This window comes from Paracoccus indicus (assembly GCF_003056335.1).
Classification (GTDB): domain Bacteria; phylum Pseudomonadota; class Alphaproteobacteria; order Rhodobacterales; family Rhodobacteraceae; genus Paracoccus; species Paracoccus indicus.
In genome coordinates, this window is record NZ_PYWA01000005.1 from 217,106 (window position 1) to 242,541 (window position 25,436).

Annotated in this window: 20 protein-coding genes; 5 read left to right on the top strand and 15 right to left on the bottom strand. The window is 64.6% G+C overall.

Translation table 11 applies throughout. The features are described 5' to 3' along the window. Window positions 1–29 precede the first annotated feature (29 nt). Both DDE75_RS10240 and DDE75_RS10245 read left to right on the top strand, forming a co-directional pair. Window positions 30–773 (top strand): molecular chaperone DjiA, encoded by a 744-nt coding sequence (locus tag DDE75_RS10240; RefSeq protein ID WP_108502275.1) that lies wholly within the window; start codon window positions 30–32, stop codon window positions 771–773. 44 nt (window positions 774–817) lie between these two features. Beyond that, window positions 818–1,198 (top strand): AAA+ family ATPase, encoded by a 381-nt coding sequence (locus DDE75_RS10245; RefSeq protein WP_162798976.1) that lies wholly within the window; start codon window positions 818–820, stop codon window positions 1,196–1,198. Here DDE75_RS10245 and DDE75_RS10250 read toward each other — a convergent pair. From DDE75_RS10250 to DDE75_RS10290, 9 genes are all read right to left on the bottom strand, one after another. After that, window positions 1,195–3,090, bottom strand: a complete 1,896-nt coding sequence (locus DDE75_RS10250; RefSeq protein WP_108502277.1) for a 3'-5' exonuclease — start codon at window positions 3,088–3,090, stop codon at window positions 1,195–1,197. The two genes, DDE75_RS10245 and DDE75_RS10250, sit on opposite strands and share 4 nt — an antisense overlap. Then, window positions 3,087–3,452, bottom strand: a complete 366-nt coding sequence (locus DDE75_RS10255; RefSeq protein WP_108502278.1) for a response regulator transcription factor — start codon at window positions 3,450–3,452, stop codon at window positions 3,087–3,089. The genes DDE75_RS10250 and DDE75_RS10255 overlap by 4 nt, the downstream gene beginning before the upstream one ends. Continuing rightward, window positions 3,445–3,936, bottom strand: a complete 492-nt coding sequence (locus DDE75_RS10260) for a hypothetical protein (protein ID WP_108502279.1) — start codon at window positions 3,934–3,936, stop codon at window positions 3,445–3,447. Before DDE75_RS10260 ends, DDE75_RS10255 begins: the two co-directional genes overlap by 8 nt. Continuing rightward, window positions 3,933–5,735: a DUF294 nucleotidyltransferase-like domain-containing protein gene (locus DDE75_RS10265; RefSeq protein ID WP_108502400.1), complete on the bottom strand. Its 1,803-nt coding sequence runs from the start codon at window positions 5,733–5,735 to the stop codon at window positions 3,933–3,935. The genes DDE75_RS10260 and DDE75_RS10265 overlap by 4 nt, the downstream gene beginning before the upstream one ends. Window positions 5,736–5,795: 60 nt before the next feature. Next, on the bottom strand, window positions 5,796–7,607 hold the full coding sequence (locus DDE75_RS10270) for a sodium:solute symporter family protein (protein WP_108502280.1): 1,812 nt from the start codon (window positions 7,605–7,607) through the stop codon (window positions 5,796–5,798). Window positions 7,608–7,617: 10 nt separating this feature from the next. Then, entirely contained in the window at window positions 7,618–7,875 is a 258-nt protein-coding gene (locus tag DDE75_RS10275; protein ID WP_108502281.1) for a DUF4212 domain-containing protein, read from the bottom strand. A gap of 118 nt (window positions 7,876–7,993) precedes the next feature. Next, on the bottom strand, window positions 7,994–9,949 hold the full coding sequence (gene acs / locus DDE75_RS10280; protein ID WP_108502282.1) for an acetate--CoA ligase: 1,956 nt from the start codon (window positions 9,947–9,949) through the stop codon (window positions 7,994–7,996). A gap of 233 nt (window positions 9,950–10,182) precedes the next feature. Continuing rightward, on the bottom strand, window positions 10,183–12,477 hold the full coding sequence (locus DDE75_RS10285) for a glycosyl hydrolase family 28-related protein (protein WP_108502283.1): 2,295 nt from the start codon (window positions 12,475–12,477) through the stop codon (window positions 10,183–10,185). Window positions 12,478–12,641: 164 nt separating this feature from the next. Then, entirely contained in the window at window positions 12,642–14,228 is a 1,587-nt protein-coding gene (locus DDE75_RS10290) for a lysine--tRNA ligase (RefSeq protein ID WP_108502284.1), read from the bottom strand. A gap of 87 nt (window positions 14,229–14,315) precedes the next feature. Here DDE75_RS10290 and DDE75_RS10295 point away from each other — a divergent pair, with 87 nt between their 5' ends. Further along, the gene (locus DDE75_RS10295) at window positions 14,316–14,738 is read left to right on the top strand and encodes a tellurite resistance TerB family protein (RefSeq protein WP_108502401.1); all 423 of its coding nucleotides are present in this window, start codon (window positions 14,316–14,318) and stop codon (window positions 14,736–14,738) included. Here the strand turns inward: DDE75_RS10295 and dacB are convergent. The 3 genes from dacB to DDE75_RS10310 form a co-directional block, all read right to left on the bottom strand. Continuing rightward, window positions 14,723–16,135 (bottom strand): D-alanyl-D-alanine carboxypeptidase/D-alanyl-D-alanine endopeptidase, encoded by a 1,413-nt coding sequence (dacB, locus tag DDE75_RS10300; RefSeq protein WP_170310939.1) that lies wholly within the window; start codon window positions 16,133–16,135, stop codon window positions 14,723–14,725. The genes DDE75_RS10295 and dacB overlap by 16 nt on opposite strands. After that, window positions 16,132–16,728: a nicotinate-nucleotide adenylyltransferase gene (locus DDE75_RS10305; protein WP_108502285.1), complete on the bottom strand. Its 597-nt coding sequence runs from the start codon at window positions 16,726–16,728 to the stop codon at window positions 16,132–16,134. The genes dacB and DDE75_RS10305 overlap by 4 nt, the downstream gene beginning before the upstream one ends. Window positions 16,729–16,816: 88 nt before the next feature. Beyond that, window positions 16,817–18,418, bottom strand: a complete 1,602-nt coding sequence (locus tag DDE75_RS10310; RefSeq protein WP_108502286.1) for a bifunctional metallophosphatase/5'-nucleotidase — start codon at window positions 18,416–18,418, stop codon at window positions 16,817–16,819. Window positions 18,419–18,556: 138 nt separating this feature from the next. On the opposite strand from DDE75_RS10310, the gene DDE75_RS10315 reads away from it, so the two are divergent. Together DDE75_RS10315 and DDE75_RS10320 are read left to right on the top strand one after the other, a co-directional pair. Then, a complete protein-coding gene (locus tag DDE75_RS10315; protein WP_108502287.1) occupies window positions 18,557–18,892 on the top strand; it encodes a DUF952 domain-containing protein in 336 nt (111 codons plus the stop codon). Further along, on the top strand, window positions 18,889–19,947 hold the full coding sequence (locus DDE75_RS10320) for a quinone-dependent dihydroorotate dehydrogenase (protein ID WP_108502288.1): 1,059 nt from the start codon (window positions 18,889–18,891) through the stop codon (window positions 19,945–19,947). The genes DDE75_RS10315 and DDE75_RS10320 overlap by 4 nt, the downstream gene beginning before the upstream one ends. Here DDE75_RS10320 and cysE read toward each other — a convergent pair whose 3' ends face one another. From cysE to DDE75_RS10335, 3 genes are all read right to left on the bottom strand, one after another. Further along, complete coding sequence (cysE, locus tag DDE75_RS10325; protein ID WP_170310940.1) at window positions 19,948–20,739, bottom strand: serine O-acetyltransferase; 792 nt, start codon at window positions 20,737–20,739, stop codon at window positions 19,948–19,950. Window positions 20,740–20,853: 114 nt separating this feature from the next. Then, entirely contained in the window at window positions 20,854–21,564 is a 711-nt protein-coding gene (locus DDE75_RS10330) for a DUF2793 domain-containing protein (protein WP_108502290.1), read from the bottom strand. Beyond that, window positions 21,554–25,432: a baseplate multidomain protein megatron gene (locus tag DDE75_RS10335; RefSeq protein ID WP_108502291.1), complete on the bottom strand. Its 3,879-nt coding sequence runs from the start codon at window positions 25,430–25,432 to the stop codon at window positions 21,554–21,556. Before DDE75_RS10335 ends, DDE75_RS10330 begins: the two co-directional genes overlap by 11 nt. Window positions 25,433–25,436 lie beyond the last annotated feature (4 nt).

Genomic DNA, 25,436 nt, shown 5'->3' on the forward strand with positions numbered 1-25,436 from the left:
GCCACCCGATAAGCCGTTAAACTTGACCCATGGAATGTTGCGCAACACCCGAGGCCTGCCACGGCCCCTGCCCCGAACTGCCCAAGCCCCGCAGCTTCTGGCAGCGGATCGGCGACCGCATGGCCGCCTTCCTGGGCAGCACGCGCGCCGCTGTTCCGCCTGAACGCTCGGTCGCCTTCACCATCGCGGTGATCGCGCTTGGCGCCAAGCTGGCCAAGGTCGACGGTCGCGTCGACCGGTCCGAGGTTGCAGCCTTCCGCCGCGTCTTCGTCATCCCCCGGTCCGAGGAAAAGAACGCCGCCCGCGTCTTTGATCTGGCGCGCCAGGACGTGGCCGGTTTCGATGCCTGGGCGCGGCGCATCGCCTCGATGTTCCGGCCCGGCGATCCGGTGCTTTTCGACGTGATGGAGGGGCTGCTGATCATCGCCCTGGCCGATGGCGACCTGCATGAGGCCGAGGTGATCTTTCTGGACGAGGTCGCCCGCATCTTCGGTCTGACGCCCGCCCATATGGCCGAGATCCGGCGTCGCCACGACCCCAAGTCCAGCTGCCCGCCCTGCGATCTGCTTGGCGTCAGCCCGGACACGCCCTTGGCCGAGGCGCGCAAGAAATGGCGCCAGCTGATCCGCGAATCCCATCCCGATCACGCCATCGGCCGCGGCCTGCCCCCCGAGGCGATCCGCCTGGCCGAGGCCCGCACCCGCCGCCTGAACGAAGCTTGGGACAAGTTCCGCGCCATGCATGACAGCGGCCCCCAAGCGGGCGCCGCGTGATCATGGGGGTTGCCCCGAAGGTGCAAGCCCCCCATCTTTTCCCCATGACACGCCTTCCCGCCCTGGCCCTTGCCGCCATCATGGCCGCCGCCCCCGCATCCGCGCAGGATGAGGACGCAGGCAGCCTGTTCCGGCGCGGCTTCGACATGATGCTGCGCAACTTCATGGATGATGCAGCCCCGCAGATGGGCGATCTGTCCGCGGCCTTGGACCGAATGGCGCCCGTCCTGCAGGATCTGGCAGTGCTGGTCGACGACCTGCGAAACTATCACCCACCGACGCGGCTGGAGAACGGTGACATCGTGATCCGCCGCCGCGACGATGCCCCGCCGCCGCCGCCCTTGGGTGACAGTTTCGACGGGCTGACCGATCCCCCGAAACCGCAATTCCCCATCGATCCCGACGCCCCGCAGATCGAGCTTTAGGTCAGGTTCGCATCCGCGATCAGGCGGCGGTGACGAGGCGCCTGCTGCTGAACGTCCTGAAAGGTGTCGATGCCCTTGGCCTTAAGCGCCTGCACCAGTTTCAGGAAAGCCTGCGCCGTCGCGGCCGTATCGCCCATGGCGGTATGACGGTCCTGCGGAGGGATGGTGATGTCAAGGCGGTCGGTCAGCGCATCGAGGCTGTGATCCTCGGACTGGCCCCAGACCATTGCCGACAGCAGCACGGTGTCCAGCACGCGGTTGTCGAAATGCGCGCCCGTCTGACTTGCGGCGCGACGCAGGAACCCCATGTCGAAGGGCGCATTATGCGCCACCAGCACGTCGTCACCGCAGAAATGCCGGAACGCCGTCAGCGCCGCCGTCAGGTCGGGCGCATTGCGAACCATGACATCATCGATACCATGGATTACGGTCGAGGATGGGGGAATGGGCCTGCCCGGATTGACCAGGGTCTCGAACCTCTCGCCGGTCAGGCGGCCCCGGGCCAGACGCAGACCGGCGATCTGGACGATGGCATCGCGGTCGGTCAGCCCCGTGGTTTCGGTATCGAAGACCACGCAGGTCAGATCGGCCAGCCGCCCAGATGCCACCCCCCGCGTGGCCAGTGCAAAATCATAGGTGACGCCGCTGTCGGGCGTGGCCTGCCGCGCCAAGCTTAGCGGCATGACCAGGCGGGCGTGATCGTCCTGCGCTTCGGCCCAGATGCCGGTGCCATGGCGGGCCAGGATCTGATCCGCCGTCATCTCGGGGTGGGCGGCATCGGGGCTGGCCGTCAACCAGGCCTCCAACCTGTCCATCGGCAACGGCCTGCCATGCCACGCCAGCGTGACGCGCGCCTGGCCCTCGTCATCGGGCTGCAGGTCGATCGAGGCGTCGCGGTCTTCGGCCTTCAGTTGCCGGTGCAGCATGTGCAGCAGCGCATTCATCTGCGCCGCATCGGCTTGGAAGACGGCATGCGGCAGTTCGGTGGCGGGCAGTCCGGCCGCAATCTCGGCCAGGGTCGCGGTCGAGGGTGGCGCATCGCTGGCCATGATCTGCGAGAGGGTGCGGGTGGTGCGGGCCAGCCCCTGCCCCTCGGCACGGATGGCTTGGGCCAGTGCGGGCGGGATGGGACCGTCCAAGGCGTCCAGCATCGGCACCAGCGCCGAGGCATGGCGGCGTAAGGCCTCAAGCGTGTCGCGGGGCGCAGGGCGGTCGACGTGGCGGTCGCGCAGGATCAGCAGCTGCCCCTCGGGCATCTGGCGCAGGCGGCAGGACAGGCGCAGACCCTGGGTGGTCAGGCAGGTCAGATCCGTGGCGGGCACCCCCGCCCGCAGGCGCATCTGCGCGGCATCCAGCGCGCCTTTCTGCAAGTGCCCCGCAAGGGATCGGTCCAGCGCCAACCCCGGCAGAAACCCCGCCGCGCTGGCGTTGTAGAAGACCACCCGCCCCGCACCATCGGTCATCACCGCGCCCGCGCCGAAATCCGCCAGGATCGCCTCGAGGCTGGATTTCTCGGACTGCTGCTCGGCGGCATGGTCGTCGATGGCCTGCTGCAAGGCACGGTCGGCATCGGCGCGGGCACGGGCCGCGTCACGGGCTGCGGGGCCGAGGTCGCCAAGAAAGCGGGCCGTTTCGTCCGGCGCCTGCCCGGTCCGCAGTGCGCCCGCCAGCCGCTCCAGCGGGCGGGCCAGATGCTGATCGAACAGCCACCACAGCGCCGTCACTGCCCCCACCACTCCGAACCCGACGATCATTGCCGCCTGTATCAGGGCATCCGATGACGCGCCCCGCGCCACGACCGCCAGCGCCAGCCCCGCGACCAGCAGCAGGCAGACCGCCAGCCCCCCGAACAGCGCAAGGACGCGCAATCGCAGGGACAGATCGCGCTTCATGTCTGCAGCAGGCGGCGCATCTCGTCGCGCAGTTCGGCCAGCTCGAAGGGTTTGGCGATGAAGCCATCCGCGCCAAGCGCCAAGCCCTTGCGCCGCTCGACCACCGATCCGCGTGCGGTCATCATCAGGACGCGGATGCCGTTCAGGGTGGGATCGGCGCGGATCTCCTGCACGATCTGATAGCCCGAGATGTCGGGCAACATCACGTCCAGCAGCACCAGATCGGGGCGATGGGCGCGGATATGCTCCAGCGCACCGCCGCCCGTGGCCAGCCGCGTGTGGCGGTGCCCGTCGCGCGTCAGCAGGAAATCCAGCGCGACGGCGATGTTGTCTTCGTCCTCGATGACCAGAACGTCAGCCATCGCAGACCGCCGCATAGGCCGGATCGTCGGATTGCGCCGCCGTCCAATCGCCGCGCGCGGGACGGATGCGCCCGCCCTGGCAGTCGAAATCCTGCGGGACGATCACCGTCTGGCCGCGCCGCTCGACCAGCATGATCTGCGCGCGCCTCGTGCCGTCACCGCCCTCGCTGACCGAGGCCGGATCAAGCGCCGCGAAACGCGTGGCGACGGGCGCAAGATAGGTCCAGGGCGCCCAAGGCTGCTTGTCGCGCCCGACCAGCAGGACCTGCGCATCCTGCGGCAGCTGGTTCACCGCCCGCCCGTACCATCCATAATCGTTCCAGACCGAATAGACGACCATCGACAGCCCGATCCCCGCCGGCAGCAGCCATGGCGCGGGCGACAGGCCGATCCGCCGGACCGCATGCATGCCCGCGTAAAGCACCGCCGCAGCCCCGATCCCCACGGCGATCACGCCCAGCAGGTCAGTTCCGATCCCGTTCATCCCAGCATTCCCTTTCCATGTCCCACCGCCGATTGCATCCATCGGACCACGACGAAGGCGTCGCGCAGGTGGCTGCGTTCCAGATCCGGCAGATCCGAGGGCGAGAGGTAGTTGTCCGGCTTGCGACCGGCCCTGATCAGCTGCGCCTGGTTTTCCAGCCGCGTCGTCTGGATCATGTCGTAGGCAGCGATCAGGTCGCGCCCGCCGCTGCCCGAGATGACGCCGCGCGCCTCGGCATCCTCCAGCCGGGCGCGGGTGTTCACCGCCTGAAGGCGGCCCTGCAGCGCATAGACGCGTGCCAGATCGGTGACGGGCACCACGCCATTGTGCTTCATGTCGATATGGTCGCGATGTTCGCCCGACCGGATGGTCGCGAAACGCCCGATCATGCCCAGGGGTGGGCGGTGCTTCAGCGAATTGGCGATCATATGCGCCACGAAGATCGAATTCTGCGCGGCCTGCGCCAAGGTTGCGGACTGCAACCCCTCCAGCAGGCCCGCATCACCGCCGATGGCACGCAGGTCGAACATGACCGAGGCCAGCATCTGCGCCTCGGGCGAGGGATGGGTGATCCAGTCGCGGAAATAGCCCTGCCAGACCTGCAGCGGCTGACGCCAGCGCGGGTTCGTGGCCATCATCTCGCCCGGGCAATCGACATAGCCGCAGGTGTTCAGCCCGTCGCAGACCATATGCGCCAGATCGTGGAACCAGGGGTGGGCGGGATCGGCACCCTCGGCCAGGATCAGGCAGTTGTCCTGATCGCTGACGCCGGTCTGTTCCTGCCGTCCCTGTGACCCGCAGGCCGCCCAGAGGAACGGCGCGGGCGGCGGGCCAAGCCGAGCCTGTGCCAGATCCAGCAGGCGGCGCGTCACAGCATCGGCGATATCGGTGATCATGCGGGTGATCACCTCGTGCCGCTGGCTGGCCTGCACCATCTGAACCAGCATCTGCGGGATGCGCGCCGTGACCTTGGCCATCTGGCTGGCATCATCGGCCAGCGTGATCTCTCGGATCAGGCCGGGGGCCGAGATCGACTGCGCCCGCGTCAGGTCGGTCTGGCTGATCATGCCGACGAACTGCCCGTCCCGCACCACCGGCAGATGGCCGACGCGGCGTTCGACCATGGTGTTCAGCACGTCATGCCCAAGCGCGGTGGGCGCCAGCGTCACGGGATCGGGCGTCATGATCTGCGACACCGGCTGGCGCATGTCGCGCCCCTCGGCCACGACACGGTTGGACATGTCGCGAATGGTGACAAGGCCGATCAGGCGTCCGCCCTCCGTGATGCCGATGCTGCTGATGCGGGCGTCGCGCATCATGCGGGCGGCCTCGATGATGGGGGTGTCGGGGGGGCAGCTGATCGGGTTCGCGGACAGCAGATCCGCCACCCGCAAGGTCGCGACATCCGTGCCGCGGTTGCCCGATCGGTCAAAGAAGCGGGCAAAGACGCGATGGCGGGCGATTAGCGCCCGCAGCGGCTCGGCCGGCAGCATCAGCACCTGCGCGGCATCCACCGCATGGGCCGAGGTGACCGCCACCCCGTCGCGCAGCAGCCCGCGTTCACCAAAGGAATTGCGCGGTCCCAATCGCGAGACGTTGTCGCCGTTCCGATCGGTGACAGTGACCGACCCCTCGCGGATCAGGTAGAGGCCCGGCAGACGTTCCCCGATGCGATAGATCTGGGCACCAGCATCATAGGTCCTGAGGCTGAAGAAGCTGGCGACACGCGTCAGCTCGTCCCGTCCCAGGCTGTCGTAGGGGTGAACGGTGGCGATGAAATCGACGATGTCTTGTGTCATCACCCTTGGACCTTCTGCGGTGGGGGTGGCGCGCCCCCAAACAGGGGCGCGGCCTTGTCGTCAGTGAGAGATGGCGCTGCCCGAACCGCGCGGCACGCGGATCGATTCCACCAGCTCCTGCACGTGGACCGGGGGCTTCTCGGTGGCTTGCGACACCAGATAGGCGACCACGAAGTTGATCACTGCGCCGACCGTCCCGAAGGATGCGGGCGAGATGCCGAACAACCAGTTCGCGGCGGTATCCTCCAGCAGGTTGGTCCCGCCGATGAACAGCCAGCCCTTGTAGGTGAAGATGTAGACCAGGGTCGAGACGATCCCCGCCAGCATCCCCGCGATCGCGCCTTCCTTGGTGATGCGCTTCGAGAAGATGCCCATCATCAGCACCGGGAAGATCGAGCTTGCCGCAAGCCCGAAGGCCAGCGCCACGGTCTGCGCCGCAAAGCCCGGCGGGTTCAGGCCCAGGATCGTCGCCACCAGGATCGAGATGGCCATCGACACGCGCGCGGCCATCAGTTCGCCCTTCTCGCTGATGTTCGGGCGCAGGGTGCCCTTGATCAGGTCGTGGCTGACAGCGCCCGAGATCGCCAGCAGAAGGCCCGCAGCGGTGGACAGCGCGGCGGCCAGACCGCCCGCGGCGACGACCGCGATCACCCAACCGGGAAGGTTGGCGATTTCGGGGTTGGCCAGCACCATGATGTCGTTGTTCACGGTGACCAGCTCGTTGCCCTGCAGGTTCTGGTCGGCAATGGTGGCCGCCAGCGGTTCGTTGCCTGCGCCTGCGTCATTGTAGTACTGGATCAGGCCGTCGCCGTTCTTGTCTTCCCAGTTCAGAAGACCGGTGACCTGCCAGTTGCGCATCCATGCCTTGTCGGCATCGTTTTCGATGCTGTCCAGCGACACGGCAGGCTGGCTGTAGGTGTCGCCCGTGCGCGCACCCGGCCACATGGTGGCGGTCAGGTTGAAGCGCGCCATCGACCCCACCGCCGGAGCGACGGTATAGAGCAGCGCGATGAAGACCAGCGCCCAGCCCGCCGATTTGCGCGCATCCGACACCTTGGGCACGGTGAAGAAGCGGATGATGACATGCGGCAGGCCCGCCGTGCCGATCATCAGCGCCATGGTGAACAGCACCATGTCCAAGGTCGAGTTGTGGTGCGCCGTGTACTGGCGGAAGCCAAGATCGGTCACCAGCATGTCCAGCTTGGCCAGGAAAGCCATGCCCGAAGCCTCATGCGTGCCGAACAGGCCCAGCTGCGGCAGGAAGTTGCCGGTCAGCTGCAGCGAGATGAAGATCGCCGGAATGGTATAAGCGATGATCAGCACGACATATTGCGCCACCTGCGTGTAGGTGATGCCCTTCATGCCGCCAAGAACGGCGTAGCAGAAGACCAGCGCCGCGCCGATCCACAGACCGGTCGAGTTCGACACCTCGAGATAGCGCGAAAAGGTGACGCCCACGCCGGTCATCTGACCGATCACATAGGTGATCGACACGATCAGCAGGCAGATCACGCCGATGATGCGCGCGGTCGGCGAATAGAAGCGGTCGCCGATGAATTCCGGCACGGTGAACTTGCCGAATTTCCGCAGGTAGGGTGCCAGCAGCAGCGCCAGCAGCACATAGCCACCCGTCCAGCCCATCAGGTAGGTCGAGTTGTCATAGCCCGTGAAGGCGATCAGGCCCGCCATCGAGATGAAGGACGCGGCCGACATCCAGTCGGCAGCGGTCGCCATGCCGTTCATGACCGGGCTGACACCGCGGTTCGCGGCGTAGAATTCCGCCGTGGACCCTGCGCGGGCCCAGATGGCGATGCCGATATACAGCGCGAAGGACGCGCCGATGACCAGCAGGTTGAGTGTAAACTGGCTCATCTCCGCATCCTCACTCGTCCACGCCGTATTCGGCGTCCAGCTTGTTCATGCGTGCGGCATAGAAGAAGATCAGCACGATGAAGAACAGGATCGAGCCCTGCTGCGCAAACCAGAACCCCAGGTCCGTTCCTCCGACCGGGATGGATTTGAGCAGCGGGCGAAAGATGATCGCGGCGCCATAGGACACCAGCGCCCATACGATCAGGCAGCCATAGATGATGCGAAGATTGGCCTGCCAATAGGCATTCGAAGATTGTCTGTCACTCATGTCCCTTAGGTCCTCCCTGTTCAGACATGTCGATCCGCCTTGGCCTTTTGATGCTGCCCTGTGCCTGGCGGGACGACCGGGGCAGTGTTGCGAGGCGGACGAACCGCCCCTGCCGATCTCAACCGCGATTCATGCGGTTTTCGATCAATTCGTCGACGACCTCGGGTTCGGCCAAGGTCGAGGTGTCGCCCAGGGCGCCATAGTCGTTCTCCGCGATCTTGCGCAGGATGCGGCGCATGATCTTGCCCGACCGCGTCTTTGGCAGACCGGGCGCCCATTGGATCAGGTCGGGCTTGGCGATGGGGCCGATTTCGGTGCGGACCCACCGTTCCAGATCGGCGCGCAATTCGTCCGAGGGCTCGATCCCGTTCATCAGCGTGACATAGGCATAGATGCCCTGGCCCTTGACCTGATGGGGGTAACCGACCACCGCGGCCTCGGCGACCTTTTCATGGGCGACAAGGGCGGATTCGACCTCGGCGGTGCCCATGCGGTGGCCGCTGACGTTGATGACATCATCGACGCGACCGGTAATCCAGTAATAGCCATCCTCATCCCGGCGGCAGCCGTCGCCCGTGAAGTAATAGCCGGGATATTGCTGGAAATAGGTCTCCATGAAGCGCTGGTGATCGCCCCAGACCGTCCGCATCTGGCCGGGCCAGCTGTCGGCGATGCACAGCACGCCCTCGGCGGGGTTGCCCTCGATGCGTTCGGCGCTAGAGGCGTCGAGGATCTCGGGCTTGATGCCGAAGAAGGGCACCGTGGCCGAACCGGGCTTGGTCTCGGTCGCGCCGGGCAGAGGGGTGATCAGATGGCCGCCGGTTTCGGTCTGCCACCATGTGTCGACGATGGGGCAACGGCCCTTGCCGACATGGTCGTTGTACCAGTTCCAGGCTTCGGGGTTGATGGGTTCGCCCACCGTGCCGAGGATGCGCAACGACGACAGGTCGTGGCCGTCGACATATTCCGGCCCCTTGCCCATCAGCGCACGAATGGCGGTCGGCGCGGTATAGAATTGCGTCACCTTGTGCTTTTCGCAGACCTGCCAGAAGCGGCTGGCATCGGGCCAGGTCGGCACGCCTTCGAACATCAGCGTCGTGGCGCCGTTGGCCAGCGGACCATAGACGATATAGCTGTGCCCCGTCACCCAGCCCACATCCGCCGTGCACCAGAAGACGTCGCCCTCGTGATAGTCGAAGGTGTATTGATGCGTCATCGCGGCATAGACCAGATAGCCGCCGGTCGTATGCACGACCCCTTTCGGCTTGCCCGTCGACCCCGAGGTATAGAGGATGAACAGCGGATCCTCGGCACTCATGGGACGCGGCGGGCAGTCGGGACCGACCTGCTGCATCTGTGCCTTCACATCGACGTCGCGGCCGTCGATCCAGGTCGTCTGATCGCCGGTGTGCTTGACCACCATGCAACGAACCTTGTCCGAGCAGTGCAGCAGGGCGGCATCGGTGTTGGCCTTCAGGTTCGTGCGACGCCCGCCCCGCGGCGCGGTATCGGCGGTGATGACGACCTTGGCGCCCGAGTCGTTGATCCGGTTCGCCAGCGCATCGGGCGAGAACCCCGCAAAGACGATCGAGTGGATCGCCCCGATCCGCGCACAGGCCAGCATGGCATAGGCGGCCTCGGGGATCATCGGCATGTAGATGACGACCCGGTCGCCGCGCATCACGCCCTGGCTCAGCAGAACGTTGGCAAAGCGGTTCACGCTGTCGGACAGCTGGGCATAGGTGATGTGCTGGGCGGGGGTCTCGGGATCGTCCGGCTCGAAGATGATGGCGGTCTGATCGGCGCGATTGGGCAGATGGCGGTCAACGCAGTTCACGCAGGCGTTCAGGACGCCATCCTCGTACCACTTGATGTCGACCTGCCCGAAGGTGAAATCGGTGTTCTTGACCTTGGTGTAAGGCTCGATCCAGTCCAGCCGCTTGCCTTCATGGCCCCAGAATGCCTCCGGATCCTCGATTGATTCGGCATAGCGACGCACATAGTCGTCGGGTCCGACATGCGCGTTTTCCAAGCCTGCCGTAATCGCGTGTTTCTGAATGTTTTCAGCGCTCATGACATCCCCTCCTCTCAGCCATGTGGCAGCGGGATGCACATCCGTCCCCTGATGCGTCCTGCCGCGTTCAAGAGATGTTAATCACAAACGATCCCAAAAGTTAACTATCTTTTCTTGCTGGATTTTTTTGTAAATTAATTCACAGGAAGAGGCAGGCGATAGTAAAAAATTCACCAAAAAGGGCGCCGGTCCCGCGACCGACGCCCCTTTCCGCAATCCCGCAGGCAACCGCGCTATTGCGGACGATCCATCCTGACATAGACGCAGACGCGCCCCTTCAGCGGTTGCGCCCAGCTGAGGCGGATCTGGCGACGCGCGCTGCCGACCTCGAACTGGACGTTGGGACTGGCATCGACGCGGGTGTTGTCACCCGTCAGGAGCGCGGATTCCGCGACGACCGATTGCACCGATTTCGCCCAGCCCTGGAACGGCAGCCCCGTGATGTTGGTCGTCGTCCAATTGGAGCCCGGGTTGTTCTGCGACACCTGGATCATCAGCGGATTTGCCACGTAGGTGTCGATGCCGTTGAAGGTATTGGCCTGAAACTGCAGGTTCCGCATATTGTTATAGTTCAGATCCGCGATCGAGGTATCGACCCGATCGATCCGGTCGACATTGCCGTAAAGCGCCTTGAAAACGTTGCCGACGACGTTCAGCCCTTGGATAAAATGCCCGCCGCCATAGGGTTTGACGGTGATCCAGGTGAACCAGGGCACGGTGTTGGAACACAGGAAGGTGTTCCCGGTCAGTGTCAGCCCGCCAAAGCTGAACTCGTTGTTGTTGAAGACGGGAAAGGCGCTGTGTTCGTTCGTCCATTCGATCGAGGCATTGTCGATATAGTTGCCGCTGACCGTCGTCTGCACGTTGGGCTGGGTCAGCACCAGGCCCGCATAGCGCAGCCCCTGCCCCGAGCCGTCCCCCTGGAACCAGTGGTTCCCCGAGATGATATGCCCGCCTCCGTTCGCGACCATAAAATGGGCGAAGCGAACGAAGCGGTTGTTGCGGATCTTGATGTCGTTGGCATTGACGTTGATGGCCACGGTGGTGCGCTGCTGTGCGGGTAGGTCCATGTCGTTGGACAGGAACTGGCAGTTGTCGACCAGCAGATCCTGGCAGCCCCGGCCGATCGAGGTGATGGCCCGATCCAGCGGACGGGTGAAATAGCAATCCTTGACCTGGATCATCTCGCCCTTGGACGACAGCATGATGCCGCTGGCGATGCCCTCGCAGCCGAAATCGATGTCCACGAAGTTCAGGCGGTCCAGCTGGCGCACGCCCGAAAAATCGAACAGATAGCGATAGCGTTCGAAGGAATAGGTGCGGGTGGCCGCGCCGCCATAAAGGGGCTGCGACAGCGTCAGCGTGCCTTGGCTGATGTTGCGCGCATTGACATAGACCTCGCGCCCGACGCCGCTGCCGACGACGCGGCTGCCGACCTCGATCTGGGCGACATTGGCCACATTGGTCAGCTGCATCGGGTTGTTGGGCTTGTAGGTTGCGACGCTGGTCCATCGCCCGGTGTTCCAGGCCGGGCCGGGCTTGGCCTGGATGCCGCCGTTGCGGATCAGGCGGCGGTTGGAAAACCCGTCCAGATCGGGGGCGAACTTGTCCAGCATCAGCGGCTCGTCCAGATCCACGCGGCGGCCGCAAAGGTCCAGCGACAGGTGATCGGTATAGCCCAGCAGCGCCTGGATGGCCTTCTTCATCCCAAGCGTCTCGTCACCGAAAGCATCGGCATAGGTGGGGAAATCGAAGCTCTTCATGAATGCCACCCGCGTCGAGGTGGGCGTGCTGATGCGCCCCTTGAAGCGGATCGGGCTGTCGATGGACAGATCGCCCGAGATGAAGAAATTCCCCTCGGGAACCACGACCCAGCCACCGTCGCTGGCCCGGTCGGCGGCGATGAAGGCGTCGCGGTCGTTGGTTACCCCGTCGCCAACCGCGCCGAAGTCCCGCACGTCCACCCAGTCCAGCAGGGACGGCACGAAGGCCGCGGTGATATCGTCGATCCGCAGCGATTCGACGCGGAACACGCCGCCGTTCGCGCCGACCAGATCCAGCCCGAAATGGCCGAAAACAGGCTTGGTGCCCCATGCCATGTCCACGCCCTTGCGCGACCCGATGCCGACGATGGCGCTGACCTCGATGATCTCGCCATAGTTGCGCATGGCAGTGGTCGGGCCGACCTCGACCAGCCCGTCGACGTGGTTTCGCTGGCCGTCACCGGCCCATCCGGCGATGCGGGCGCTGGCCAGCGCCCCCGCGACCGCCTTGACCCGCGCCGAGACCCGCAGATAGACGCCGGGGATCATCGGGGTTTCACCCATGAAGCGCAGGCTGGTGGTGGTCTGTTGCTTGATCACCTCGAAACACGCGCCGAAGTCCTGATCCGCCGGCACGACCGAGGCATTACCCGCCTGATCCCAGGTCGGACTGCCCGAGGTGCCATTGGTGCGCGACCAGACACTCAGACCCGCGCGAAAATCCGAAGGCGTCAGCAACAGCCCGTTCGTGATCGCAATATTCATCCGCTATCCCCTTGTGTCGGCATGACGGCCGGACAGGAAAGGGCCCGGCGTGATGGGCACAGAAATAGTTGATGAAGTGTTAACGCGGGTTGAACGGGGCGTGCGCTGCAACGGGGGTATCCGCAACGGCGCGTGTGAAAAAGGGGGCCGAAGCCCCCCGTTCCTCAGTTTTTCCCGATCAGCTCGCCGGCCAATGCGGCATCGATCAGCTTGCGGGTTTCGTCGATGCCGTACAGCGCGATGAAACCACCGAAGCGCGGCCCCTGATCGGCGCCCAGCAGCACCTGATACAGCGCCGAGAACCATGTCCGCAGCGGCTCGAACCCGTGTTCCTTGCCGATGGCGAAGACCATGGATTGCAGGGCCTCGGGGTCGGCAGGCTGATCCCATGCGGCAAGACGACCGGCCAGATCCTCCATCGCGCGACGCTCGACCTCGGTCGGGTCGCGGAAGGTCCGCGTGGGTGCCACGAAGTCGTTGAAGTAGCGCAGCGCAAAGCCCGCCGCCGCATCCAGACCCGGATGGGTTTCGGGCGTGGCCTCGGGGGCATAGCGCTGGATGAAGCCCCACAGCCCCTCCTTGCCGGTCTGACCGGCGACGGATGCCAGGTTCAGCAGCATCTGGAACGGCACGACCATGTCGGACGCCGGAACATCGCCGCCGTGAATGTGCCAGACGGGGTTCGCCAACTGCTGTTCGGGCGTCTGGTCCGGATAGGCGCGCAGCTGCTGGTGATATTCGTCGACAGCCTTGGGGATGACGTCGAAATACATCCGCTTGGCCGTCTTGGGCTTCAGATACATGAAGTAGGACAGGCTCTCGGTCGAGGCATAGGTCAGCCATTCGTCGATCGACAGCCCGTTGCCCTTGGACTTGCTGATCTTCTGCCCGTCCTGATCCAGGAACAGCTCATAGGTGAAATGCTCGGGCTTGCGGCCGCCCAGGATCTCGCAGATCTTGTCATAGATCGGGGTGTTGGTGCTGTGATCCTTGCCGTACATCTCGAAGTCGACGTCCAACGCCGCCCAACGGGCACCGAAATCGGGCTTCCACTGCAGCTTCACCTGTCCGCCGGTGACGGGCAGCGTCAGCTCTTCGCCGTCCTCGTCGTCGAAGGTGATGGTGCCGGCCCTGGCGTCGACATGCTTGATCGGCACATAGAGGACACGCCCCGTCTTGGGGCTGATCGGCAGGAAGCAGCTATAGCTCTGCTGGCGTTCCTCGCGCAGGCTGGCCAGCATGACCTCCATGATCTGGTCGTATTTCTCGGCGGCACGCAGCAGCGTCTCGTCGAACTTGCCGGACTTGTAGTAATCGGTGGCGCTGATGAATTCGTATTCGAAGCCGAAGGTGTCCAGGAAGCGGCGCAGCATGGCGTTGTTGTGATCGCCGAAGCTGTCGAACTTGCCGAAGGGATCGGGCACCGATGTCAGGGGCATCTGCAGGCTTTCGCGCAGCTTCTCCTGATCGGGGACATTCTCGGGGACCTTCCGCATCCCGTCCATGTCGTCAGAAAAGCAGACGAGGCGCGTGGGAATGTCGCTGATCAGCTCGAAGGCGCGGCGGATCATCGTCGTGCGCGCGACCTCGCCGAAGGTGCCGATATGGGGCAAGCCCGAGGGACCATAGCCCGTCTCGAACAGCACATAGCCCTTTTCCGGGGGCGCCTTCTCATAGCGTTTGAGCACCCGGCGCGCCTCTTCGAACGGCCAGGCCTTCGATTGCATTGCGGCTTCGCGCAAGGTGGTCATGTCATCTTCTCCTGCTAGGGTCCGGAACGCTTATTGAATGCGCGCGGCATCGTCAATAATCTGCGCCCGACCCAACCGGAGATCACCATGACCATCGACCTGCCTTCCCTGTCGCCCTGTGACGCGCTTGTCGCGGTGATGGTGGCCGTTTCGGCTTCGGACAGCACGATCCGCACGTCCGAGCTGGTGGCGATCCAGCGCATGGTCGATCATGCGCCGGTCTTCGCATCCTATGACGACGACCGCATCCGCGCGGTCAGCCAGACCGTGATGACCTTGTTCGACGAGGAAGATGGGCTGGACGCGATGTTCGGCCTGATCCGCGACGCCCTGCCCGAGAAACTGTACGAGACCGCCTATGCGCTGGCCTGCGACGTGGGTGCGGCCGACGGGCGGCTCTACGACGGCGAGATCGTCATGCTGGCCGAGATCCGCGACCAGCTGAACATTTCGCGGCTGCATGCCGCCGCGATCGAGCTGTCGGCGCGGGTCCGTCACATCACCCTGTGACCCCCAAGCCGTCCGACAAAAGCGCCGATCAGGTCGCGCTGCAGTGACTTGGCCGCATGGGTCCAGGTGCTGACCCCGGCGGGCAGCTCCTGCCCCTTGCTGGCATCCCGACGCGGCGGATCGGTGCAGAAGATTGCAAAGCTGCCCTGCTGCCCGTCGGGGGTGGTGACATAGCCCGCCAGGTTCGACACGAAGTTCAACGTGCCGGTCTTGGCCGCGACCCGATGGCGGATCGTGGCGTCGCGCCCCAGATCCGCCGCCAGCGGATCGGATTTCAACAGCGGCTGCAGGTTCAGATCGCGCCCCGGCCCGTTCAGAACCCGTACCATCCCGAAGGCCGAGACCAGGCTGTCCGACGACAGCCCCGAATGATCCGCCAGCCGCATCCCGCGCCCGATGTTGCCCAGCCACGCGCGCATGGCCTCGGCCGATGCAGCCAGATCGGGGGCGCCGCTGGCGTGCAGGCCGATCGTCTCGGCGGTCAGATTGGTGGAATACTTCAGCATGTCGCGGATGATGACATCCAGCGTCGGGCTGTCGTGCGATGCCACGACCTGCCCGTCAGGCAGCTGGTCGATGACCTCGGGGGTGGGCAGAACGACGCCCTGCGCCCGGCAGAGGGTCTGGAAGACGTCGCCTGCATAAAGCTCGGGCAGCCGCACGGGCAACCAACGGCTGCCGTTGCGCCCCAAGGCCGCGCGCGACACTGTCCAATATTCGCGGTCATCGTCGTGACGATAGCTGAACAGATCGGACTGCGCTGCGGGCGCCGCCGTGACGGTATAGGCGCGCGGAGAATGCCTGGCGGCCCGCGCCTCCATCTGCAGCTGATAGTCGACGCCGACCCGCCGCCATCCCAGATGCACCCGGTTGAAGTTCAGCATCATCCCCGAGACCGAGGGGTTGTAGGACAGGTAATCCGCCTGCTGATCCGTGATTTGCGGCAACTGTGGCAGCGCGCCGCCCCAAACGGCAAAGCGTGTCGGACGATCCATCCCCGATCCCGCCACCTGCTTGGCCAGCATCGCCAAGTCGTCCGTCGTCAGGACCGGATCGCCGCCTCCCGCTAGGATCAGCATATCGCCCGACCGGATGACCCGCGTCCGGAAGCGGTGGGAAGGCCCAAGGCGGTCCAGCGCGAACAGCGCCGTCAGCACCTTCATCGTGCTGGCAGGCGCGACAGGCAGGGCGGCGCGGCCTAGCGACAGCGCCTCGCCCCGGGCATCGGTCAGCGCATAGCCCACCTGTCCGGGCAACCCCGAGCGGGCGATCAGATCGCGGGGATCGGGCGCGGGCCGCAGGGGCGGCCGTTGATCCAGCCCCTGCCCCATCGCGCCCCCCGAGATCAATCCGGCGGCAAGTCCCGAGGCCAAGAACCCCCGGCGAGAGAAAGTCATGATGCATCCTTCCGGCGAATCGCGGTCGAGGACAGCCCCGACATCGGCAGGTTCAGAAAGGCCCACGCGGGGGCCTGCGCGCGGGCGATCTGCGCCGCACGGAATTCGGGGAATTGATGGGACTGCAAGACGCGGGCCGCAACAGATCGCCGCGCCGCAAGCCGGCTGCCGGGTCGCGCCATGACGGCCATCGGCACGGTCTGCGCGATCTGCCGCCAGCGGTCCCAATGGTGGAACTGAACCAGATTGTCCGACCCCATCAGCCAGACGAAGCGCACCCCCGGATAATGCAAGACCAAGGCCTGCAACGTATCGGCCGTCTTGCGCAGCCCAAGCCGCGCTTCGATATCGGTAATGATGATGCGGGGGTCATGGGTCAGCTGCCGGGCGGTCCGTATGCGCTGCTGGATAGGCGAGGGCCCGCGGGTCTTCAACGGATTGCCGGGGCTGACTAGCCACCAGACGCGATCCAGCCCAAGGCGGCGCAGGGCGACCTTGCTGATCAGGACGTGGCCGGCATGAGCAGGGTCGAAGGACCCGCCCAGCAGGCCGATCGTCTGTCCGGGCAATGCGATGGGAAAACCGGTTCTCATGGCGACCGCTTAGCCGATCGCATCGGCCAAGCCAACGCCCTGATGAGTCTGCGGATGCCCCGCCGGTCAGGGGGCATCCGCGTCAGGGTTATTTCACGACGATACGGCCATCGGTATAGGGCTCGTATCCGCCATCCTGCGCGCCAAGGTAATCGGCCACGACCTCGGCCAGATCGGGTCCGAAGTCATAGGCGTTCTGCCCCTTCTGTGCAAAGGTCGCATAGCCGTCGCCGCCACCGCGCATATAGTTGTTGGTCGTGACGCCATAGGTCGCAGCGGCATCGATGGGGGCCCATTCACCGTCCGCCTGCACCATCACATCGCTGATGCGCGCACCGACCTCGGCTGCCGGATCGACGGTATATTTCAGCCCCGAGACCTGCGCAAAGCGACCGGCCATTTCCTCGTATTGGCTGGCACCGTTCTCCAACGCCTCGACGATGTCGGCCCCGGTCAGCTGAAAGGTGGCCAGCGTGTTCTGGAAGGGAAGGACGGTATAGACCTCGCCCATGGTCACCTCGCCCTCGTCGATCGAGGCACGCAGGCCGCCGCCGTTCTGGATGGCGATGATGACGCCTTGATCCTTGACGCGGTCCAGCATGGCATCGGCCACCAGGTTGCCCATCTCGCATTCGCGGACGCGGCAAACCTCGCGGTTGCCTTCGATGGTGCCGGTGCTGGAGGCGACGATCTTCTCACGCAGTTCGGCGATGGGCTTCGCCATCTCCGCGACGCGGGCGGCGATGGCTTCATCCTCGGGGACGGTGTTGTCCAGCAGGATGGGCGCACCTTCGGCCTTGGTCAGCTTGCCCGCATCGTCGAAGGTCAGCTTCAGATGGCCAAGGTACTTGCTGTAGGCATAGGCCTGCACGACCGGCACCTGCACGCCGTCCGCCCCGTCGATCATGGTCGGATAGGCGCCCATCGCCCCCTCCATATCGCCCAGCAACGTGTGCGAGTGACCGCCGACGACCGCATCCAGCCCGGGCACGGCGGCTGCAAGCTCCTGATCGCGCAGATAGCCGACATGGGTCAGGGCGATGATCTTGTCTACGCCCTCATCGGTCAGCTCCTGCACCGCCGCCTTCAGCCCTTCCACCTCATCCTGGAAGATCACGTCGGGACCGGGCGAGGATGTCTCGACCGTATCCGTCGCCAGCGCCGAGACGATGCCGATCTTCTGATCGCCGACCTCAAGCACGGTATGCTTGCCGACCTTTCCCGACAGCACCTTGGATTGCGAAACATCCAGATTGCTGGAGATCACGGGGAATTCGACGCCATCGGTCAGCACCGCCAGCCCTTCGGGACCGTCGTCGAATTCGTGGTTGCCCACAGCCATCACATCATAGCCGATGGCCGTCATGAACTCGACGACATCCTTGCCCTTGTAGGTCGAATAGAACAGCGACCCCTGGTACTGGTCACCCGCATCCAGAACGACCACATTGCCGCCATCCGCGGTGATCTGATCGCGCAATTCATTGATCTTGGTCGCGATCCGCGCCACGCCGCCAAAGCATTCGCCGGCCTCCAGCGTTTCGGTATCGCAGGTGCTGTCGTACTTGTTGACCGGCTCGATCCGGCTGTGGACATCGTTGGTGTGAAGGATGTCCAACACCATCTCGGCATTGGCGGTCCCGGCAAACAGCGCAAGTGCCGAGGCGGCAGCAAGAAGACGACGTGTCATGCATGATTCCCTTTGTGGCCCAATATGGCGGCAGCGCCAGATTGGCGCTGTGGATCATGCACGTCAAACTTTCCCGCGCGGCACAGACGGCCAAGATCGCATCTTGACCCGGTGCCTGTCGGAACGGCAAATACGCCCATGCTGATATACAAGGTTTTCCGCGCGCCCGAATGGGCCCAGATGCAACGCGACGGCCAGACGGCCGGTGCGCCCGTCGATCTTGCCGACGGCTATATCCATTTTTCCACCGCCGCGCAGTTGCGCGTGACGCTGGCCAAGCATTTCGGGGGGGGAAGCGATCTGACCCTGTTGGCCTGCGATCCGCAGGCCTTCGGGGATGATCTGCGGTGGGAACCGTCGCGCGGCGGCGATCTGTTCCCGCACCTCTACCGCGAACTTCGGCAGACGGATGTGCTCTGGGCCCGCGCCATCGAAGGCACCAGTGACAATCAAAACATCGGGGATCTGGAATGAGCGTGATCGAAAAGCTGGGTCTTGCAGCCCTGCATCGCATGGACCCGGAGACCGCCCATGACCTGTCGATCAAGGCGCTGGCCGCGGGTGTTGCGCCCTTGCACGGGGGGCCTGTCACATCCGATCGCCTGCGCGTGCAGCTTGCCGGGATGGATCTGCCGAACCCCATCGGTCTGGCAGCAGGATACGACAAGAACGGTCGCGCCATCGCTCCGCTGATGAAATCGGGCTTCGGCTTCATCGAGATCGGCGCCGCAACGCCGAAACCGCAGCCCGGCAACCCCAGGCCGCGCCTGTTCCGGCTGACCGACCAGCAAGCCATCATCAACCGTTTCGGCTTTAACAACGAAGGGGCCGAGGTGATCGGCAGGCGTCTTGCCGCCCGTCCCACTGGCATTCCCGTCGGATTGAACCTTGGCGCGAACAAGGACAGCGACGATCGGGCCGAGGATTTTGCCAAGGTGGTGCGCACCGCAGGTGCGTCCGCCGATTTCGTGACGGTCAATGTCTCCTCTCCCAACACTGAACGCCTGCGCGATCTTCAAGGCGCCGATGCCTTGGCGGCCCTGCTGGACCGCGTGCTGATCGCGCGGAGTGGACTTGGGAAACGCCTGCCGGTTTTCCTCAAGATTGCCCCGGACCTGTCGGACGATGAAATCCGCCAGATCGCCTCGGTCGCGCGGAATGCCGGGCTGGACGGTATCATCGCGACCAACACGACACTGACCCGCGACGGCATCACCGGACCTCATGCGTCAGAGGCCGGTGGGCTTTCCGGGCGCCCGTTGTTTGCAAAATCGACCCGCGTTCTGGCCCTGTTGCACAAAGCAACCAAAGGAACGATCCCCCTGATCGGCGTCGGCGGCGTCGCCACTTTGGATGACGTGTGGCAAAAGCTTCGCGCAGGTGCATCGGCGGTGCAGGTCTATTCGGCCATGATCTATCAGGGCCTGTCGATCGCGCCGCGGCTGGCGGAAGGTCTAGATGACCTGCTTGCGCAACACGGCATGACCTTGCCCGAAGTCTGCGGCAGCGGTGTCGACGATTGGACCTGATCAGCCGAAGTCCTGCGCCCCGAGCAACTGGTTCATGCTGTGTGAAGGTTCGGAACACCCTGCGTCACCGATAACGCGCGCAGGCACGCCCGCCACGGTCTTGCATGGGGGAACCTCGTGCAGAACCACGGACCCCGCGGCAATGCGCGAATGATGCCCGATGCGGATGTTGCCCAGAACCTTGGCACCCGCCCCGATCAACACACCATCGCCAATCTTGGGATGACGGTCGCCGTCTTCCTTGCCTGTGCCACCAAGTGTCACCGAATGCAGCATCGAAACGTCATTGCCGACCGTCGCCGTTTCACCGATAACGATGGAGTGGGCGTGGTCGATCATCACTCCGGTCCCGATCCTGGCCTGCGGATGGATATCGACGCCAAAGCACTCCGAGCATCGCATTTGCACGAAATACGCCATGTCGGCGCGATTATTCGAATAAAGCCAATGGGCCATTCGATAGGCCTGCAAGGCTTGGAAGCCCTTGAAGAACAGCACCGGCTGCAACAGGCGATGCGTTGCCGGATCACGGTCATAGACGGCCATCAGATCTGCCCGCGCCGCATCGCCCAGTTCGGGCGCCTCGGAATAGGCCTGATCGGCGATTTCGCGCAATATTTGCTCGCTCATTTCGCCCGAGGCAAGCTTTAGCGAGAACCGATAGGCCAGCGCCGCTTCCAGGTTCGGATGGTGCAGCAGACCGGCGTGGATAAGCGATCCCAGCAAAGGCTCGTTGGCGACCGCTGCGCGGGCTTCGTCGCGCAATTGCGCCCAGATGGCGTCACGGTCCATCGTGACTGGGATCTTTTCTGCATGCAGCATGTTCATATCGGGCCCGCCGGATCTCTTGTCATCCAGTCATAAACCAGAATTGCGACAGGGAAAAGCCGGGCGGGCCCCAAGACATTACACTGGCAGGCGCAACTCCCACCAGTGAACCGCCAGCTTGATCCGTCCGCCGGTAAAGCTGCCACCCTCGGCCGAGATCAGAAGCGGCTCGGGTTGGTAATAGGTCATAGGGCTGCCAAGCATGCCGCGCGCCCACGACCCGGCATCTTTACCCAACCCCTGCCCGAACCGGTTGGCGGCCCCGTTGGTGCCAAGGCGCCAACTGGTCAGACTGCCGGTGATCGGTTGAACAACCCGCGCCACCGCACCGGTGACCATCGCTCCGGATGGGATAAAGACGTCCGTGATCAATTGCGATCCGGGCAGAAGGTCCACCTGGGCCTCGGACAGGCCCGCCACCAACCCCGAGCCGAACGCGCCCAGGTTCTGCGCCCCCGCAACCCAGACCGTGCCGTCGAAGATCGCCACGGCACCCCGATCCGCGACGAAGGCCTGCATGCCGCGTGCGGCATCGACGAAGACCCACCCCCCGTTCGCGGCGATGGCGATCTGTCCCGCATGACCTGCCCAATCACCCTGAGGCTGCGCGGGTACCGCCCAGCACTGACCGTCGATCGCAACCTCGGGCGGGTTTGTGAGAGAGATGCTTTGCAGGACCATGTTCACCATGCCGTCAAGGCGCATCAGCGCCTCATTGACGGTCACATGTTTCTGGGCCTGCGCAGGTTGCAGCAAGGGCATCTGAAGGCGCGTGGTGTCATTGGACATCGAAATCTCTCCTTGCGAATGGGCCGCGACCGAAGGTGCGCGACATTTGACAGACCCGGACCGTCAGCCGACCCGGCTTGATCTGGACCCATGCCAGATCGGGCAATGTCAGCTGTGGGCTGCTTGCCTGCGTTTCCAGGATCGTCCTGCCGTCCTGTTCGACCTGAACCAGATAGCTTTCGACATCCTCGCCCAAGGGAATATCGGCCCCCTCCCAGCCATCGCTTTCGATGCGCCCGCGCCGTATCCAAGACAGCTGGCGGCCCTCCATCCGCAGATGACAGGGGGAATAGGGGCGCAGCCCGACCCCCGGCGCCACAGTTCGGCGACTGCGATAGCTTGCGTCGTCGACGCTGCGCAGCGCAGGTCCGATCCACCAGAACCGTTCCTGACTACGCGCCGAAGGCGGCAGATCGACCTGCTTGGGTCCGCCGTCAAGCAGGACCACTAGGCTGCCCTTGGGCCAGACATCGGGCATGAGGGCATCCGTGCCCGCCTGACCGCGCAGTCGGTTGCTGATCTGCCAGACATTCGGCGCGATCAGTTCGGCCTTGGCGAATTGGATCACCTCCCACCCGTCGATCGACCCGTCGCCGATCGCCAGTGCATTCGCCCCCGATAATAGCGCCCGTTCCGTTACCGATTTCAGCGGATCGTTGGTCAGGCGCAATTGCAGCGGCGCACCGCGGTCGATGATGCCGGGACGCGCCCGCACCAGCGGCGTCAGGGTCCGTCCGATCAGCGACCGACGGTCCAACAGCAGGTTGGTGTCGAACCCGCCCTCGTCATCGACCGAGGAATAGGCCGCGACCGAGCCGGGCCAAGGATAGGCCGCCACGGCCAGATGCGGCGCATGCGCCACCTCATCACCCCGCAGCAACGGCAGGTCCAGGAAAACCGGATGAACCGGCGTCGGCGGCGAATACCGCCCGATCCCCCCCTGTTCCTGATAGCTCAGCTTCGGCGTATACAACCCAGGATCAATGCGCACCGCATCGACGGTGATCGCCCCTGCCCGCTCGATGCGGTCGATCCGCCAGCGCTGAACCTCTTGCCCCGGCATACGCGACAAGATCACATCGCCCGCCCCCAGTGCCGACATGGAAGGTGCCAGTGCGAAACGCGCAGTATCACGCGCGACTTCGGCCTCGGCGATCCAACGGTCGGCGATGTCGCGACCTTCGGGGCGTGTCAGCGACATGGCAAATTCGCTGTCCGACACTGCCTGACGGACATCGTCCGACAATGCGGATTCCGCCGTCGCCACCGCGTAGTCGCCGCCTGCAGCCACATGGCTCAGCCTGATGCGACCCGTCACTGCGCTGTCAGCCAGTCGCGTCGTCTCGAAACCCGTGACTTCACCCGCAATTGCCAGGTCGTCAGTTTCGATCTGCGCCTTGGCCAAGCCGTTGCGCGCGATGAACCTGATCTGGCCATCACGCTCGACCGCATCGAAACCATGGGCCAGCATCAAAGGCTGCAACGCTGCCCGTGCGGATTCGCTTCCCTGCAGGACATAGCCCCGCACAACGCCAGAAATTGCACTGACGTCGAAGTCAGTGACCCCCGCCATCCGGCAAAGGTCGCCGACAACGGCGCGCAGCGTCACCGCCCCCGCGCGACCGTTCAACCAATGGCCGCGATCCCAGGCCGGACCGTCCGACCAAAGGTCGTCACGACCCGGAAATGCCGGATAGGGCCGTGCGTCCCAGCACCAGACATGCGCCCGATCGGTATCAAGCATCGCCATGCCGTCGCCGTTTCGGGGGTTGTTGGCAGGATCGTTCCAGAAGTCCATCGAGGCCTCGACATAGGCCGCCTGGATCGCATCATCGCGCACACCGTTCGAATAATGCGGCAGCATGCTTTCCGAGCTCATGGCATCCAGGAACTTGTTGGGCTGGTTGGTCGCCTTGTCCAGCGCCGCGCAGCCCAATTCCGTGAACCAGATCGGCTTCGAGCCGGGCACCCAAGCCGTCGCCTGCTTCTGCCGCACGCCCTGCGGACGGTCGTAGTGCAGGTTCTGCCACCAGCCCGCCAGGTCCTTGTAGCGCCAGACCCAAGGCTCGTCATAGGTGCCATCGGTGATGGGCGTCCGGATCTGGGCGTCGCGATCGGCATCGCTGGCGTAATACCAGTCATAGCCCTCGCCCCCGGCGACATTCGACTTCAGATAGTCGATATTGTCGATCCGGCCCCAATGGGCATCCAAATGGTCGTCGCCATCGCGCCAGTCCGACAGCGGCATGTAGTTGTCGATGCCGATGAAATCGATGTTCGGATCGGCCCACAGTGGGTCCAAATGGAAGAACAGCTCACCCTCGCCCGTGTGGTGACCGAAGTACTCAGACCAATCCGAAGCATAGCCGATCTTGACGTCCGGCCCCAGGATCGCACGCACGTCGGCCGCCAACTGTCGCAAAGCCTCGACGGCGGGATAGCTGTTGCGCGGCCCCCGAATGCGGGTCATGGCGACCATTTCCGACCCGATCAGGAAGGTATCGGTGTTGCCCGCGACGGCGCACAGATGGGCATAGTGCAGGATGAACCGGCGATAGGACCACTCCGCCGGCCCCGAATAGATCACGGCGTCGCCAAAGCGGCGAAAATCATCGGGCGATGCCTTGCCAAAGAAGGCTGCCACCTGATCGACGGCAGCCTGCGTCAGGTCCTGCGTGCCCGGACGACCCGGCGCGATGTCCGTCGTGACGCGACCACGCCACGGCATCACAGGCTGCTCATCCCCACCATAGGGATCAGGCAATCCGTTTCCGGCAAGCTGCTCCATCAGGATGAACGGATAGAAGATCGCCTTGCGACCCGAAGCCGAGAGCGCGCGCAGCCCTTCGATCACCGATTTATCGGCAGGCGTTCCGCCATAGATGGGGCGCCCATCCTTGCGTGCCACCTCCTCGGCGGTTGCACGGCTGATCCCCCCGGCGTGCCAGGGCATCTCGTCACCGTCGACGTCACGGAATTCGACCTTTGGCTGAACCTTGCATTCGCCGATCCGCAGATCGCTGCCGAACCAGGAAACGACCATGGAGACCGAGCCCACATTCGGCAGCTCACGTCCCAGGACATCCAACGAGGCCGAAAAATCGGTCCCCCCCATGGGCGTGTTCACGTTGAAACTGCGGCTTTCGCCCAGATCCTCGCCGGTCGTGACAGGGGTCGTCGCCAGCGAATACTCGCCTGTTCCCGGGATCAGGGCCACGGCCCGGACATCGCGGCACAGCCCCGATCCGTCTCGGGCCGGGCAAGTCACCTCGAAGCTCAGGTGCGGCATGCGATTGCCCCAGCGTTCCAGCGACAGATTCTCCAGCACGACATAGGCCACACCGCGATAGGCCGGAGCGCTGTCGCCTTCATGTGCCGCGATGACCGGATCGGGCATTTGCCCTTCGCCGCCGCGATAGACGCGCATGTTCAGATCATCGGCGGCGATCTCCTCGCCGTCGGCCCAGACACGCCCGACGCTCAGGATGCGGCCCTCGCACAGCGCGAGCGCCAGAGAAAGACGATAGCTGATCTGTGTGACCTGAGGCTTGGGCGCACCCTTGCCGCCCCCGCTTTCCGAACGCGTGATCTCCTCCATGGGCGAGGCCCAGATCACATGCCCGGGCAACCGCATCTGGCCCCAGACGCGCGGGATGGCGATACCCTCACCCGCGGTCTGGATGCGCAGACGGTCGATGCGGCCCGTCTCGACCGCCTTGGCGCCGCCACCCAACAGGCGCTGGTCGATGACGCGACCGGCAATGGCGCCCGCCGCGCGGCCCAGAACCGCGCCCGACAGGCCGAGAACGGCGCCGCCAAACCCCGCGCCAAGCGATGCACCCACCGCTGACAGGACTATCGTGGCCATAAGG

Coding starts and splice junctions, on each gene's coding strand:
- DDE75_RS10240 (WP_108502275.1), top strand. CDS start 30: ATGGAATGTTGCGCAACACCCGAGGCCTGCCACGGCCCCTGCCCCGAA.
- DDE75_RS10245 (WP_162798976.1), top strand. CDS start 818: ATGACACGCCTTCCCGCCCTGGCCCTTGCCGCCATCATGGCCGCCGCC.
- DDE75_RS10250 (WP_108502277.1), bottom strand. CDS start 3,090: ATGAAGCGCGATCTGTCCCTGCGATTGCGCGTCCTTGCGCTGTTCGGG.
- DDE75_RS10255 (WP_108502278.1), bottom strand. CDS start 3,452: ATGGCTGACGTTCTGGTCATCGAGGACGAAGACAACATCGCCGTCGCG.
- DDE75_RS10260 (WP_108502279.1), bottom strand. CDS start 3,936: ATGAACGGGATCGGAACTGACCTGCTGGGCGTGATCGCCGTGGGGATC.
- DDE75_RS10265 (WP_108502400.1), bottom strand. CDS start 5,735: ATGACACAAGACATCGTCGATTTCATCGCCACCGTTCACCCCTACGAC.
- DDE75_RS10270 (WP_108502280.1), bottom strand. CDS start 7,607: ATGAGCCAGTTTACACTCAACCTGCTGGTCATCGGCGCGTCCTTCGCG.
- DDE75_RS10275 (WP_108502281.1), bottom strand. CDS start 7,875: ATGAGTGACAGACAATCTTCGAATGCCTATTGGCAGGCCAATCTTCGC.
- acs (WP_108502282.1), bottom strand. CDS start 9,949: ATGAGCGCTGAAAACATTCAGAAACACGCGATTACGGCAGGCTTGGAA.
- DDE75_RS10285 (WP_108502283.1), bottom strand. CDS start 12,477: ATGAATATTGCGATCACGAACGGGCTGTTGCTGACGCCTTCGGATTTT.
- DDE75_RS10290 (WP_108502284.1), bottom strand. CDS start 14,228: ATGACCACCTTGCGCGAAGCCGCAATGCAATCGAAGGCCTGGCCGTTC.
- DDE75_RS10295 (WP_108502401.1), top strand. CDS start 14,316: ATGACCATCGACCTGCCTTCCCTGTCGCCCTGTGACGCGCTTGTCGCG.
- dacB (WP_170310939.1), bottom strand. CDS start 16,135: ATGACTTTCTCTCGCCGGGGGTTCTTGGCCTCGGGACTTGCCGCCGGA.
- DDE75_RS10305 (WP_108502285.1), bottom strand. CDS start 16,728: ATGAGAACCGGTTTTCCCATCGCATTGCCCGGACAGACGATCGGCCTG.
- DDE75_RS10310 (WP_108502286.1), bottom strand. CDS start 18,418: ATGACACGTCGTCTTCTTGCTGCCGCCTCGGCACTTGCGCTGTTTGCC.
- DDE75_RS10315 (WP_108502287.1), top strand. CDS start 18,557: ATGCTGATATACAAGGTTTTCCGCGCGCCCGAATGGGCCCAGATGCAA.
- DDE75_RS10320 (WP_108502288.1), top strand. CDS start 18,889: ATGAGCGTGATCGAAAAGCTGGGTCTTGCAGCCCTGCATCGCATGGAC.
- cysE (WP_170310940.1), bottom strand. CDS start 20,739: ATGGACCGTGACGCCATCTGGGCGCAATTGCGCGACGAAGCCCGCGCA.
- DDE75_RS10330 (WP_108502290.1), bottom strand. CDS start 21,564: ATGTCCAATGACACCACGCGCCTTCAGATGCCCTTGCTGCAACCTGCG.
- DDE75_RS10335 (WP_108502291.1), bottom strand. CDS start 25,432: ATGGCCACGATAGTCCTGTCAGCGGTGGGTGCATCGCTTGGCGCGGGG.